Below are 12,717 nucleotides of genomic sequence, written 5' to 3' on the forward strand. Positions count from 1 at the left end.
TTTAATTTTTTCTTGTGCTAAAAACTACATATTTCGTGTTCCACTAATTGTTACAATTCTAGAACCGTTTAATAATTGTTTAGCTTCTTGATTTTGTAAAAAAGAATTGATTGGAATAGACGGAGATAAAAACCAAACTTGATAATACATTAAAATCAAATCATATTTTTGATTTAAAATATCTGCTGGAATTCGCTTTATTTTGTGTGGTTTTTGAAGAAAACTATCTGGAAAAGCGTTAAAAAAAGAATAAAAATCCCATGGAAAAGGAAACTCTTCTTCCATTTCTATTTTATAAGTCGATAGGTTTATTTCGGCATCTTGTAGAAGTACAGCCGTTGTTTTGTCAATAATTTCTTTTAATTGTCCTGACTGAGAATAGTAGACAATTAATACGTTGGATGTCATTAAATAGTATAAGTTTTAGTGTTGTTAGGTTATTCATATTCGGTTAATTATTTCCAAAAATCAAAATAATTAAACCATTGATAAGGATATTTTTTTACAATTATTTCTAAATTGTTGCAATATTCTTTCAACAAAGCATTTGCATCGCGGTGCTTAAAAACTGCTTGACGCGCGTACAAATGATAGTGTAAATTTTTCTCTTTCATGACATAAACAAATGCAACCGGAACTTTTAGACGCGAAGCTATCGCAAATGGTCCGGCAGGAAAATTAGCTTCTTTACCTAATAATTCTGCTTGCATTGTTTTATTTCCTTCAAAATAACGATCGCCGGTAAAACAAATTAATTCGTTTCGACTTAATGCATTATTAATTTCAAAAATATGGGATAAATCGTCTTGAATCAAAATAAATTTGACCGAAGGTTTCATTAAAATGCTTTCTAGGTATTCTTTTATCACATTTCGTTCTAAATCTGTTGTCACTAAATTTATCTGACACTCAAAATCTATATCTGAAAAAAAGTGCTCTGCAACTTCAAAATTACCAACATGCGCACTAATTAAAATTCCGCCATTTTTTTGATTTAATAAATCTTTCAATAAATCTATTCCATCAAAATCATAACTGTATTTATTTCTTAAACCAGCGTTAATTGCCACTTTATCAATAAGTGTTTGACCAAAAGTAAAATAACTTTTATAAACGCCAAAAACAGCTTTTAGTGTCGTATGTTTCAATCGGTATCTTAAATAAGAATAAATTGATTTATTACTATCCCAAGCTGTTATAAAATAATAAAAAGCTACAAAAAATAAAACTGCATAAGCAGCTTTTATTCCGAGCTTTTTCATTACGTAAACAAATATTTTGTAACCTAGGACCGTTCCTTTAGAACGACCATCCCATTGTTTCATAAATGTTATATATTTTCTAACTTTTGTTCTAAAATCGCGTAGAAATCTTCAAAAGTTATGATATTCTGAAAATCTTCTTTCACTAATTTTACACCAAAATTAGATTCGATTACAACTACTAAATCAACATAATCTAAACTATCTAAATCCAAAGATTCTTTAACATTTTTTTCTTCAGAAATAACTGTAGGATCAACTTCGAATTCGTCGATTAAAATAGTATTTAATTTTTCTGCAATTTTACTTTTCACCATTTTTAATGATTAAATTTTTTAACTACCAAGGCAGAGTTTGTCCCTCCGAACCCAAATGAATTGGACAAATATACGTCAAATTTTTTATTTAAGGTTTCTTTAACAATGTTTAATTTACTTGAGTCTTCGTCGGCTTCTTCAAAATTAATATTAGGTGCAATAAACTCATTCATCATCATCAAATTAGAGTAAATAATCTCGCTTGCACCAGCCATCCAACATTCGTGTCCCGTCATTGATTTTGTCGAACTAACATAAGGTTTTGTTTTGCCAAAAACTTGGTCAATTGCCTTTGCTTCATTCGCATCACCAACAGGCGTAGAAGTTGCATGTGCATTGATATATTGCACCTCATCTGCCGAAATATTTGCTTGTTTCAAAGCTCTTTCCATCGCTTTTGCTGGACCTTCTACATTTGGAGTTGAAATATGACCACCATTTGATGAAAAACCATAACCCAAAACTTCTGCAATAATAGGCGCACCGCGTTTTACAGCAGATTCGTAACTCTCTAAAATAAGCGTTGCTCCACCTCCACTCGGAATTAAACCATCACGATTTTTATCGAAAGGACGACACGCTTTTGTAGGATTTTCTTCGTGATTAGAAAAAACGCCTAATCCATCAAAACTTGCCATTGCATATTTATTGATTTCTTGCGCGCCTCCACAAATAATCATATCCTGCATACCGTTTTGAATCATCATAAATCCTAAACCGATAGAATGTGAACCACTTGCACAAGCTGCACTAATGGTCATATTGATTCCAGTTAATTCAAAAATTGTCGAAAGATTCATTGTTACAGTAGAATTCATCGATTTAAAAATTGCGCCAGAACCAATTAATTCCGTGTCTTTTTTATCGCGAACAACGTCTATTGCTTCTATAATTGCTTTCGAAACACTGTCATTTCCGTAAATAATTCCAACTTCGTTTGTTTTAAAAAAATCTTCAGTCAATCCAGCATTTTTCATTGCTTCTTTTGTTGCCAAATAAGCATATTCTGTTTCTTCGCCAATTGTAATTCTTTGACGACGATTCAAATACGGTTTTAAATCTGCTTTCGGAACCATTCCCGTTAAGGCTGATTTGAATCCAAATTCTTTTCGTTCTTCGTCAAAAATAATTCCTGATTTTCCTTGTCTCAACGATTCGGTTACTTCTTCTAACGATGTTCCTAAACAAGAATAAATTCCCATTCCTGTAATTACAACTCTCTGACTCATTTTAATTAAGAATAAATTCCTCCATTAATATTAATTACTTCTCCTGTAATATAACTTGACTTTTTAGATACCAAAAAGCTGACCAAATCTGCAACTTCCTCTGCTTTTCCAAAACGATTGGCTGGGATTAACTTCACCAATTCTTTTTTATCTAAATCATCTGTCATTTCGGTTTCTATAAATCCTGGCGCAACTGCATTTACGGTTACATTACGTTTCGCAATTTCTTGAGCCAATGCTTTTGTTGCTCCAATAATTCCTGCTTTTGCAGCCGAATAATTTGTTTGACCTGGAGTTCCTTTTAAACCAGAAACCGACACAATATTTACAATACGTCCGTATCTATTTCGTAACAATTGATTGATAAAAAACTGAGTAACATTGTAAAAACCGTTTAAACTCGTATTAATAACACTCGACCAATCTTTTTGCGTCATCCACATAAACAAACCATCGCTTGTAATACCCGCATTATTTACAACAACTTCTACAATTGCTTCTTTATTTTTTTCTGTCCAATCTGTCAATACTTTTTGAACTTCATCTGCATTGGCCACATCAAATTTCAGAATTTCTCCCGTTCCGCCCAAAGCTCTAACTTCTTGAAGAGTTTCTAAAGCTGCTTTTTCGTTTGAATGATAATTAATTAAAAGATGATACTGATGTTCTTCTGCTATTTTTAGACAAATTGCTTTTCCAATTCCTCTCGAACCACCTGTTACAATTGCACATTTCATGCTTTATTAATCTTTATATTTTAATAAATTTTCTTTTATTTCCTTAAGATAAGGATAAATTACTTCGTCTTCTTTAAAAACAGGAACCATTTTACGAATCAAATCATAAAATCTTTTTCCTTTAGACGAAAGTTTATCTTGTATTACTAAAAATTCAATTGCTTGCGTTACTGCTAAACTTTGTACCGCCAAAACTTCAAACGTATTATCAATCACTTTGGCACAAATTGTTGCCGCATTAGTTCCCATACTTACAATATCCTGATTATCGTTGTTGTTCGGAATACTATGCACATACATCGACGTAGAAAGTGTTTGATTTTCTGCCGTTGTAGACGTTGCCGTAAATTGTGCCGCTTGCAAACCGAAGTTGAAACCAAGCGTACCCAAATTAACAAAAGCTGGCAAACGGTTGTTAATTTTTGGATTAACTAAATAATTTAATTGACGCTCGCTTAGCATTGACAAACGCGTAACTGCTAATTTTAACTTATCCAACTCCAACGAAACATAATCGCCATGAAAATTACCACCATGGTGAACCGTTTGATTTTTAACATCAATAATTGGATTATCACTTGCCGAATTTAATTCGTTTTCTAACACTTCTTTTGCAGAATTCCATGTGTCATAAATTGGACCTAAAATTTGAGGTACGCAACGCAACGAATAATATTCTTGCACTTTTTCCTCAAAAATCTTTTCCGTTCGTTCTTGATACATTTCATCTGCACGTTTTTTCACCAATTTACTATCGCTCAAAAACACACTCATTTTTTCTGCAACATAACGTTGTCCGTAATGTTGTTTTGCTTCGTTTAATGGTTTTGAGTAATGATCGTCAAAAGACTCTACAATCTCATTCATCATTGTGCTTAGCGTTAAAGAAATATTGATTAATTGATTAACTTTAATCAAATTAACAACGCCAATTCCCGTCATTACCGAAGTTCCGTTCATAATTGACAAACCTTCTCTGATATAAATATTGATTGGTTGAATGTTTTCTAATTCAAAAACTTCTTTTGTCGATTTGATTTCTCCTTTGTAAAAAACTTCTCCTTCTCCAATCAATGTCAAAGCCAAATGCGCTAACTGAACCAAATCTCCACTTGCGCCAACACTACCGTGTTGATAAATAACAGGCAAAATATTACGATTAACCAATTCTTGCATCAAAATTAAAACAGATGGATGAATTCCTGAAAAGCCTAAAGACAATGTATTTAATCGCGCAATAATTGCAGATTTTGTTTGCTCTAATGTTAGCGGATCACCAATTCCAGTACAATGACTGCGAATTAAATTATACTGTAATTGTATTTTATTTTCGTCATCAATACGGTATTGTGCCATTGGTCCAAAACCAGTATTTACACCATAAATTATTTTATTTTTAGAAAACTCTTCTAAAAAAAGATAACTTTCGTTTACACGATTTAAAGTTGAATCGTCTAAACTTATTTTTTTATCACAAAAAAGTATGTTTTCTATAACTTCTATTGTTAATTTTGTCGTATTATTTATCACGTGTAACTTTTAATTATTAGGTTTATTTGGCTCTTCAAATTTGCACAAAAATAATTATAAAAAGAATATAAAAAATTATGATTGAAAATACTGATGTTTTAATCATTGGAGCTGGACCTTCGGGTTCCGTTGCAGCAGCTTATTTGAGACAACAAAACATCAATGTAATTGTGTTAGAAAAAACTCAATTTCCGAGAATTGTTGTTGGCGAAAGCTTGATTCCTCGTTCGATGGATCATTTTGAAGAAGCTGGTTTATTGTCTTATTTGATAAATCAGAATTTCGAAAAAAAACCTGGAGCTCGCTTTATTAGGGGCGAACAGATTTGTGTTTTCGATTTTAGTCAAAAATTTGGAGAAGGACAAAATTGGACTTGGCAAGTTCCTCGTGCAGATTTTGATTTAACTTTAGCAAATGCAATCGTAGATAAAGGAGCCGATTTACGTTACAACGAAGAAGTAATTGATGTAAAGTTTGAAGGTAAAAAATCGACCACTACAGTTAAAAAACAAAATGGAGAAACCTATCAAATCAATGCTAAATTTTTGATTGATGCAAGTGGTTATGGTCGAGTTTTACCTCGATTATTGCAAATTGATAGTCCATCACAACTCAATCCTCATTCAGCAATTTTTACACATATTGATGATATTAGAAGACCAGAAGGCAGAGAAGGAACTCAAATTTCTTTTGATATTATTGAAACTGAAGTTTGGCTTTGGGTGATTCCTTTTTCGAACGGAAAAACAAGTGTTGGTATTGTTGGTCCAACAGATTATATCAATCAATTAACAACAAATCAAGATGCTGGAGAAGCGTTACAAAATGCAATTCAGAAGTCAGATTTTTATGTGAAACGTTTTGGTGATTTACCGTATGAATTTAATCCAATTTGGTTAAAAAATTATTCGGCTGCGGTTACAAAAATGTTTGGAGATGGTTATGTTTTAACTGGAAATAGTACCGAATTTTTAGATCCTGTTTTTTCTTCGGGCGTTTGTTTTGCGACAGAAAGTGGCTTGAAAGCGGCTAAATTAGCTGTAAAAGAATTGAATGGCGAAGATGTTGATTGGCAGATAGATTATGAGGATTATATGAAAGATGGTATCAATGTTTTTACAACATATGTAAAGGAATGGTACACGGGAAATTTGCAAGAATTGTTTTTTCATCAACCCGAAAATCCTGATGTTAAGGAAAAAATTTGTGCTGTTTTGGCTGGTTATGTTTGGAACAAAGAAAATCCTTTCGTAAAAAAACATGATAGTGTTATCCGTAATATGGCGCATTTGATAAAAATGGTAAAAGAAATGGACGATTCTTCTACAAAATAATATCGTTATAATTCGGTTAGTTTGATTATTTTTGAATAAATCCAATAAGCTAAACTACATGAAATTTCAACCAATTGACACAGTTGAATCTATTTCGAAAGAAGATTTTATTAAAAATTATCTCAAAAAACGCAAGCCTTTATTAATGAAAGGTTATGCGAAAAATTGGAAAGATTTTGATAAATGGAATCTTGATTATCTTAAAAGTAAAGCTGGCGAACAAGTTGTGCCTTTATATGACAGCAAACCCGCTGATGCAAACAAAAGTTCGGATACGCCTGCGACGCACATGAAATTCAACGAATATGTTGATTTGATAAAAAAAGAGCCAAGCGATCTTCGTATTTTCTTTTTTATTATTAAAGATAAAATTCCAGAATTACTTAAAAATTTTACTTATCCAGATCTTGGCTTAAAATATTTTGAACGATTACCTACTCTTTTTTTTGGAGGTAGTAAAGCCAAAGTTTTGATGCATTACGATGTTGATATTACTGATTTTATCCATTTTCAGTTTGAAGGAGATAAGCGAATTTTACTTTTTTCGCCCGAACAATCAAAAGCTTTATACAAAGTTCCGCTGTCTGTGCATACCATTTATGAAATTGATTATGATCATCCACAATACGATAAATATCCTGCTTTAGAATTTGCAGAAGGATATGATTTTGTGATGAATCATGGCGATGCTTTATTTATCCCCAGAGGTTATTGGCATTATAATCGTTATTTAGAAACTGGTTTTTCGATGTCGTTAAGAGCTTTTCCGAATGAGTTTTTACAAGTAATTAATACCGTTTATCATGTTTTTATTATGCGTTATACGGATAAATTAATGCGAAAAATATTTCAAGAAAAATGGATTAAATTCAAAGAAAAGTGGGCGATTAAAAAAAGTAATCGTTATTATAATATAAAAAATTCTAAGTAAGAAATTAACATTTTAAATCACAAAAAAATCCGCTCGAATAAATTCGAACGGATTTTTTATTTCTTCTAAATAATTTCTTTTTAGTAAGATGCGTCTTTAATACGTGCTTTTTTACCACGTAACGCTCTGAAGTAGAAGATACGAGCTCTACGAACTTTACCTTTCTTGTTCACTTCAACTTTTTGAAGAGCTGGCATGTTAACTGGGAAGATACGCTCTACACCAACATCACCAGACATTTTACGGATTGTAAAAGTCTCTGTAGTTCCTTGCCCTCTTCTTTGGATAACAACCCCTTTAAAGAACTGAACACGAGTTTTTCCACCCTCTGTAATTTCTTGATAAACTGTGATAGTATCACCAGCAGCAAAAGCTGGGAACTCTTTCTTAGCTACGTATTTTTCTTGTACGTATTTTACTAAATTTTCCATTGTAATAATTTCAATTTATTTATACTGAGCAACTTAAACGTCTTTCGTCAGAGGTTGAACAATGTGGGTGCAAAATTAATCATTTTTATTGATTATCCAAATGATAATCAGAATTATCTGTTATTTATGAAGGATAATTTTTTACGGTTTCTGTTTCGTACTTTTTAGTTGACAAAGCATTGATTATAGTTTTTAAAGCTTCTAAACGCGCCGTTTTCTTATCATCAGTCACAATTTCTATCCAAGGCGAATTTTCTGTTCCCGTTTTCTCATACATTGCAGTAATATAATCGGTGTATTTATCCCAAAGTTCTTGTGCTTTTTGGTCTAACGAACCTAATTTCCAATGTTTCAATTCATCGTCTTTTCGTTCTTGTAAACGCTCGGCTTGTTCTTTTTTAGAAATTGATAAAAAGATTTTAATCAAAATAATTCCATCATCTTGCAATAATTTTTCAACATCAACTACTTGATTCAAAAATTTATCATATTGTTCTTTCGTACAAAAATCAAAAACGGGCTCTACAACAGCGCGATTGTACCAACTACGGTCAAAAAAAACAATTTCACCTGCATTTGGTAATTCCTCAAAATAACGCTGAAAATACCATTGTCCTTGTTGCAACTCATTTGGTTTTGGCAACGAAACAACGCGGTATTTTTTAGGATTTAGATATTCTGTAACACGAGAAATAGTTCCTCCTTTTCCTGCAGCATCACGTCCTTCAAAAATAATAAGCACACGTTTATTTTGATCAATTATGTTAGATTGTAACGCAAGTAATTGTTCTTGTAATTGTTGCAATTCCTTTTCGTAGGCTAATTGTTCTTTAAACTTTTTTTCTTTTATGATATCATGTTCAACCAAAAAATCAATTATTTCTTGTTTATTATTGATTGCTTCTAAATCTTTTAAATCAAATTCGGCCATATTGCTAGATTTTTATGCTTCGTCTTCTAAGTTTTGATGTTTCAAAATACGTTTATTTTTTACACCGTACGGAATTTTATTCAAAATATATTCTATCGCTTCTACTCTTGCTTTATACTTTTTATTGGCATCAATCACTTTCCAAGGAGAAAGTTGCGTATCAGTTTTCTCAAACATTACATCTTTGTAACCTGAATAAATATCCCACAAATCTTGCGCCTTTTGATCGACACTACTGTATTTCCAACGTTTAATTGGTGAAGTTCTAATATCCTCAAAACGTTTGGATTGTTGTTCCTTTGTAATCGAAAAATAAATTTTGATGAGATAAATTCCAGAATTAATCCACATTCTCTCCACATCATTCACTTCGTCCATAAAAGTATTGTATTCTTTTTCTGTACAAAATCCATTCACAGGTTCTAAAACAGCACGGTTGTACCAACTACGGTCAAAAAAAACAATTTCGCCTTCTCGTGGTAATTTTCGTACATAACGCTGAAAATACCATTGTCCACGTTCAACCACATTGGCTTTAGGTAAAGCAACAATACGGTGTTCACGAGGATTTAGATGCTCTACAATTCTACGAATTGCACCTCCTTTTCCTGCAGCATCACGTCCTTCAAAAACAATTACAACTTTCTGATTTGTTTCGGAAACCCATGTTTGTAGTTTTATTAATTCTTCTTGTAACTCTTCGATTCTTTTCTCATATTTCACTGTTCGTAAAGCTTTTACAAAATTTAAGTGATTATGATCTGATTGTAAAAGACTCATCAATCCTTTTTTGGTTTCAATTAATTTTAAATCTTTCGGTTTTAAATCCATTTCATTTTCTATTAAAGATTAATTTCTTTTACCATGCGATAATAACGCTGAATAATATTAGGATCTACCATTAAATCTGCATCCGACTCAAATTTTCCATCATAATTAAACAACGATAAAACATGACGAATTGTCTCTAAACGCGCAGCATTTTTATTGTTTGCATTCACAATAATCCACGGTGCAAAAGAGTTGTGTGTACGCGTAAACATTTGATTGATATGATACGAAAACTCATCCCAAAGTTCTTGTCCTTTTGCATCTACAGGACTGTATTTCCATTGTTTTAAGGGATTATTTAAACGCGAATCAAATCGACTTTGTTGTTCTTCTTTTGTCACAGAAAACCAAAGTTTAATAATATGCGTTCCAGATTCGTACAACATGTGTTCAAATTCGGAAACCTGAACCATAAATTGCTCATATTGTTGCTCTGTACAAAATCCCATAACTGGCTCTACAACTGCGCGATTGTACCAACTACGGTCAAAAAAAACAAGTTCGCCTGCATTTGGTAATTCTTTGATATATCGGTTAAAATACCATTGATTTTGCTCAACTTCAGTCGGTTTATTTAGTGCTACAACCCGCATTGATCGTGGATTAAGATGTTCTCTGAAACGACGAATTGTACCTCCTTTTCCCGAAGCATCGCGTCCTTCAAAAATAATTGCGACTTGCTTTTTTTCGGTCAAAATCCAATTTTGTAAATTCACCAATTGCGATTGTAATTTCAGCAATTCGGTTTCATATTCATATTTCATTAAAACTTTTTTATATAAAGGATTTTCATCTTGATTTTCGAGCAAAAAATCATATAATTCATCCGTTTTTGTAAAGTCTGTAATATTAAGTTTTTTCATTATAATAGATCTATTGTAAATCTTTTTTCAAGATAAGAAATTTGAGAAAAATATATCTAAATAAAATGATAAAAAATAGTTTCCGAAATCATAAAATATATCATATTAAGAAGCAATAAGTTTGCTTAATTTTGTACAGATTTAATTAACTCAGTTTGCGAATTTTATTTTTTATCACCATTATTCTTTCTATTGCATTTCGTCCGCTAATGCCAATGGTTGATTATGCGATAAATTATACCAAAATAACAACTGAATTATGCGAAAACAGAGAAAAACCAGAATTGTTATGCAACGGTTTTTGTTACCTGAAACAAGAAGTTAATAAAACTGAGAAAAATACTTCTCAAGATCATTTTATTAAAAATACAGTAAAAGTTTTGGATGCGATTGTTCCTCAAAAACAACATATTTCGCCTAAAAATTATTTAGCAACGCAAACAAATTCTATTTTTGATTTGTATCAAGATATTACTTCTACACAACAAACTAAGCAAGTTTTTCATCCACCGATTGTTTAAAAATTTATTCAAAAAAACTGAATTAAATTTCTAAAAAAATAATTTAAAATGTGTTGTAATTTTCTTAATTTGAAAAGAATATTATGCACAAAAATTAATCAATAATCCATTTAAAATGAAAAATTTAAAAAATATAATCGTTCTATCAATTTTAGCAGTTTCGCTATTTTCTTGCGCAAAAGAGCAACCAAAACAAGAAGATTTTGAAGTAAAACATGTTTCGCATGAAGAAATGAAAGCTGCAACAAAATTGGACGTAGCTGTTGTGAATGATGTTGACCCGATTTGTGGAATGAAAACTGCAGATCATTTAAGTGATACAGCAACTTACAAAGGAAAAACATACGGTTTTTGCTCGACAATGTGTAAAGATGAATTTTTAAAAAATCCTGAAAAACATATCCATGAATAAACAATTGATTGCTGTTATTGTTATTATTTTGGCTGTTATTGGAACCGTTTTTTGGTTAAAAAACAAACCAAAAGATGATTTATATACTGTAATGAAAGTTCCTGAATTTGAAATGATTGATCAACATAATCAAACCATTACAAATCGTGATATGTTAGGAAAAGTATATGTGGTGGAGTTTTTTTTTACAAGTTGTCCGACAATTTGTCCTGTAATGAATCAAAATTTACGTTGGATTGAAGATCAAATTAATGATCAAAATCTTGGTTTTATTTCGGTTACAATTGATCCAAAACGTGATACGCCTGCAAGATTATTGGAACATGCGCAACAAATTGGTGTAAAATCGCCGAATTGGCATTTCTTAACTTCTGATCGCGAATCGATTGAAAAATTGAGTGAACAGTTTAATATTTATGTTGGTAAAGATGAATCTACAGCCGAAGGTTTAAACCACAGCGGAAAATTGGCTTTGATTGATAAACAAGGAAATATACGTAGCAGATACGATAAAATGGGCGTTCCTATGTTATTTTATTCTGGTTTAAATTATAAAGATGCGGAAGGAAAAGAACCCTCGTTGGGTGGAAAATTTCATCCTGAAATCGAATTATTAAAAGAAGATATTCAAAAGCTTTTAGCTGAATAACAAAAAAAATCCAACTTAATTAGTTGGATTTTTTTATTTCTATTTTTACGAATCAATTTATTTTAAATTGACCCTAAATCTTTAAAAAACGAAATTAATTGATGATTATTAATTACTTGTAAAGACTCTTTTAAGGTTGTTAATCGTTTTTCTACACTACTTAAACTTGCAGGTTTTATATCACTTTCTTTTAAACGTGCTGGAATATCTTTTAACAATACTCCGTTAGCAAGTAAAGAAACAAGTGTAACATCATAAGACGTAAATTCAAATGTATTTTTGTCTTTTATTGTTCTTTTCAAGTTTAATCCAATGTATTTTTGGTCTTCATAAACGGTTTCTATCGCTATTTTTAATTCTCTCGAATCTTCGCGACCTTTGGCTACAAATCCGTTAATTTTATATTCTTTAAAAAGATTATCAACCATATCTGGCTTTTTTTCTACCGAAAAGACAATGACTTTTAAATCTGGCTGAATTTCTCTTACGGCTGCAATTAAATCTTTTCCACCTTTTAGATTTTGTTCGCGATGATCTTCTTCAAATGATAAATCTGAAATCAACAAATCATACGGAACTTCGTCTTGTAATGCTGCTTTCACCTTTAAATAAGCATCATCACAATAATAGGCATAACTTGGATCGTTAACATTCAAATCATTTAAAACTTTCTGAATTGATATATTAAAACTCTCAAAATCTTCTGCTATTAATACTTTTTTAAACATAAATTATAATT

At 31.3% G+C, this 12,717-nt stretch carries 16 protein-coding genes; 5 read left to right on the top strand and 11 right to left on the bottom strand.

Translation table 11 applies throughout. The features are described from left to right. Positions 1-24 precede the first annotated feature (24 nt). From BM072_RS15615 to flxA, 6 genes are read right to left on the bottom strand one after another with little or no spacing between them, the layout of a single operon-like run. Positions 25-408: a hypothetical protein gene (locus tag BM072_RS15615; protein ID WP_338061012.1), complete on the bottom strand. Its 384-nt coding sequence runs from the start codon at positions 406-408 to the stop codon at positions 25-27. A 47-nt stretch (positions 409-455) separates the two neighbouring features. Then, on the bottom strand, positions 456-1,325 hold the full coding sequence (locus BM072_RS09175) for an LpxL/LpxP family acyltransferase (RefSeq protein WP_092908363.1): 870 nt from the start codon (positions 1,323-1,325) through the stop codon (positions 456-458). A gap of 5 nt (positions 1,326-1,330) precedes the next feature. Beyond that, positions 1,331-1,579, bottom strand: a complete 249-nt coding sequence (locus BM072_RS09180) for an acyl carrier protein (RefSeq protein WP_092908364.1) — start codon at positions 1,577-1,579, stop codon at positions 1,331-1,333. A 2-nt stretch (positions 1,580-1,581) separates the two neighbouring features. Next, positions 1,582-2,808, bottom strand: a complete 1,227-nt coding sequence (locus BM072_RS09185; protein ID WP_092908365.1) for a beta-ketoacyl-[acyl-carrier-protein] synthase family protein — start codon at positions 2,806-2,808, stop codon at positions 1,582-1,584. A 5-nt stretch (positions 2,809-2,813) separates the two neighbouring features. After that, positions 2,814-3,545 carry a flexirubin biosynthesis SDR family reductase FlxB gene (gene flxB, locus BM072_RS09190; protein WP_092908366.1) on the bottom strand — a complete coding sequence of 244 codons (732 nt, stop codon included), beginning with the start codon at positions 3,543-3,545 and terminating at the stop codon, positions 2,814-2,816. A 6-nt stretch (positions 3,546-3,551) separates the two neighbouring features. Beyond that, positions 3,552-5,075, bottom strand: coding sequence for a flexirubin biosynthesis tyrosine ammonia-lyase FlxA (gene flxA, locus BM072_RS09195; RefSeq protein ID WP_245752104.1), 1,524 nt, complete (start codon positions 5,073-5,075; stop codon positions 3,552-3,554). A 74-nt stretch (positions 5,076-5,149) separates the two neighbouring features. Here flxA and BM072_RS09200 point away from each other — a divergent pair, with 74 nt between their 5' ends. Beyond that, the gene (locus tag BM072_RS09200) at positions 5,150-6,409 is read left to right on the top strand and encodes an NAD(P)/FAD-dependent oxidoreductase (protein ID WP_092908367.1); all 1,260 of its coding nucleotides are present in this window, start codon (positions 5,150-5,152) and stop codon (positions 6,407-6,409) included. 58 nt (positions 6,410-6,467) lie between these two features. Further along, positions 6,468-7,340, top strand: a complete 873-nt coding sequence (locus tag BM072_RS09205) for a cupin-like domain-containing protein (protein WP_092908368.1) — start codon at positions 6,468-6,470, stop codon at positions 7,338-7,340. 80 nt (positions 7,341-7,420) lie between these two features. On the opposite strand, the gene rplS is transcribed toward BM072_RS09205, so the two are convergent. The 4 genes from rplS to ppk2 (BM072_RS09225) form a co-directional block, all read right to left on the bottom strand. Next, positions 7,421-7,771 carry a 50S ribosomal protein L19 gene (rplS, locus tag BM072_RS09210; RefSeq protein WP_092908369.1) on the bottom strand — a complete coding sequence of 117 codons (351 nt, stop codon included), beginning with the start codon at positions 7,769-7,771 and terminating at the stop codon, positions 7,421-7,423. A 124-nt stretch (positions 7,772-7,895) separates the two neighbouring features. Then, positions 7,896-8,702, bottom strand: coding sequence for a polyphosphate kinase 2 (ppk2, locus tag BM072_RS09215; protein ID WP_092908370.1), 807 nt, complete (start codon positions 8,700-8,702; stop codon positions 7,896-7,898). A 12-nt stretch (positions 8,703-8,714) separates the two neighbouring features. Beyond that, positions 8,715-9,533 (bottom strand): polyphosphate kinase 2, encoded by an 819-nt coding sequence (gene ppk2 / locus BM072_RS09220; protein WP_092908371.1) that lies wholly within the window; start codon positions 9,531-9,533, stop codon positions 8,715-8,717. An 11-nt stretch (positions 9,534-9,544) separates the two neighbouring features. Then, positions 9,545-10,396 (bottom strand): polyphosphate kinase 2, encoded by an 852-nt coding sequence (gene ppk2, locus BM072_RS09225; RefSeq protein WP_092908372.1) that lies wholly within the window; start codon positions 10,394-10,396, stop codon positions 9,545-9,547. Positions 10,397-10,551: 155 nt separating this feature from the next. On the opposite strand from ppk2 (BM072_RS09225), the gene BM072_RS09230 reads away from it, so the two are divergent. The 3 genes from BM072_RS09230 to BM072_RS09240 all read left to right on the top strand — a co-directional run bounded on the left by BM072_RS09230 (position 10,552) and on the right by BM072_RS09240 (position 11,978). Continuing rightward, the gene (locus BM072_RS09230; RefSeq protein WP_092908373.1) at positions 10,552-10,917 is read left to right on the top strand and encodes a hypothetical protein; all 366 of its coding nucleotides are present in this window, start codon (positions 10,552-10,554) and stop codon (positions 10,915-10,917) included. Positions 10,918-11,032: 115 nt separating this feature from the next. Then, positions 11,033-11,329 carry a YHS domain-containing protein gene (locus BM072_RS09235; RefSeq protein WP_092908374.1) on the top strand — a complete coding sequence of 99 codons (297 nt, stop codon included), beginning with the start codon at positions 11,033-11,035 and terminating at the stop codon, positions 11,327-11,329. Continuing rightward, positions 11,322-11,978 carry an SCO family protein gene (locus tag BM072_RS09240; protein WP_092908375.1) on the top strand — a complete coding sequence of 219 codons (657 nt, stop codon included), beginning with the start codon at positions 11,322-11,324 and terminating at the stop codon, positions 11,976-11,978. The genes BM072_RS09235 and BM072_RS09240 overlap by 8 nt, the downstream gene beginning before the upstream one ends. Before the next feature lie 62 nt (positions 11,979-12,040). Here the strand turns inward: BM072_RS09240 and BM072_RS09245 are convergent, their stop codons facing one another. Beyond that, positions 12,041-12,706: a response regulator gene (locus BM072_RS09245; RefSeq protein WP_092908376.1), complete on the bottom strand. Its 666-nt coding sequence runs from the start codon at positions 12,704-12,706 to the stop codon at positions 12,041-12,043. Positions 12,707-12,717 lie beyond the last annotated feature (11 nt).

The organism is Algoriella xinjiangensis (assembly GCF_900115015.1).
Classification (GTDB): domain Bacteria; phylum Bacteroidota; class Bacteroidia; order Flavobacteriales; family Weeksellaceae; genus Empedobacter; species Empedobacter xinjiangensis.

Coding starts and splice junctions, on each gene's coding strand:
- BM072_RS15615 (WP_338061012.1), bottom strand. CDS start 408: ATGACATCCAACGTATTAATTGTCTACTATTCTCAGTCAGGACAATTA.
- BM072_RS09175 (WP_092908363.1), bottom strand. CDS start 1,325: ATGAAACAATGGGATGGTCGTTCTAAAGGAACGGTCCTAGGTTACAAA.
- BM072_RS09180 (WP_092908364.1), bottom strand. CDS start 1,579: ATGGTGAAAAGTAAAATTGCAGAAAAATTAAATACTATTTTAATCGAC.
- BM072_RS09185 (WP_092908365.1), bottom strand. CDS start 2,808: ATGAGTCAGAGAGTTGTAATTACAGGAATGGGAATTTATTCTTGTTTA.
- flxB (WP_092908366.1), bottom strand. CDS start 3,545: ATGAAATGTGCAATTGTAACAGGTGGTTCGAGAGGAATTGGAAAAGCA.
- BM072_RS09205 (WP_092908368.1), top strand. CDS start 6,468: ATGAAATTTCAACCAATTGACACAGTTGAATCTATTTCGAAAGAAGAT.
- rplS (WP_092908369.1), bottom strand. CDS start 7,771: ATGGAAAATTTAGTAAAATACGTACAAGAAAAATACGTAGCTAAGAAA.
- ppk2 (WP_092908370.1), bottom strand. CDS start 8,702: ATGGCCGAATTTGATTTAAAAGATTTAGAAGCAATCAATAATAAACAA.
- ppk2 (WP_092908371.1), bottom strand. CDS start 9,533: ATGGATTTAAAACCGAAAGATTTAAAATTAATTGAAACCAAAAAAGGA.
- ppk2 (WP_092908372.1), bottom strand. CDS start 10,396: ATGAAAAAACTTAATATTACAGACTTTACAAAAACGGATGAATTATAT.
- BM072_RS09235 (WP_092908374.1), top strand. CDS start 11,033: ATGAAAAATTTAAAAAATATAATCGTTCTATCAATTTTAGCAGTTTCG.
- BM072_RS09240 (WP_092908375.1), top strand. CDS start 11,322: ATGAATAAACAATTGATTGCTGTTATTGTTATTATTTTGGCTGTTATT.
- BM072_RS09245 (WP_092908376.1), bottom strand. CDS start 12,706: ATGTTTAAAAAAGTATTAATAGCAGAAGATTTTGAGAGTTTTAATATA.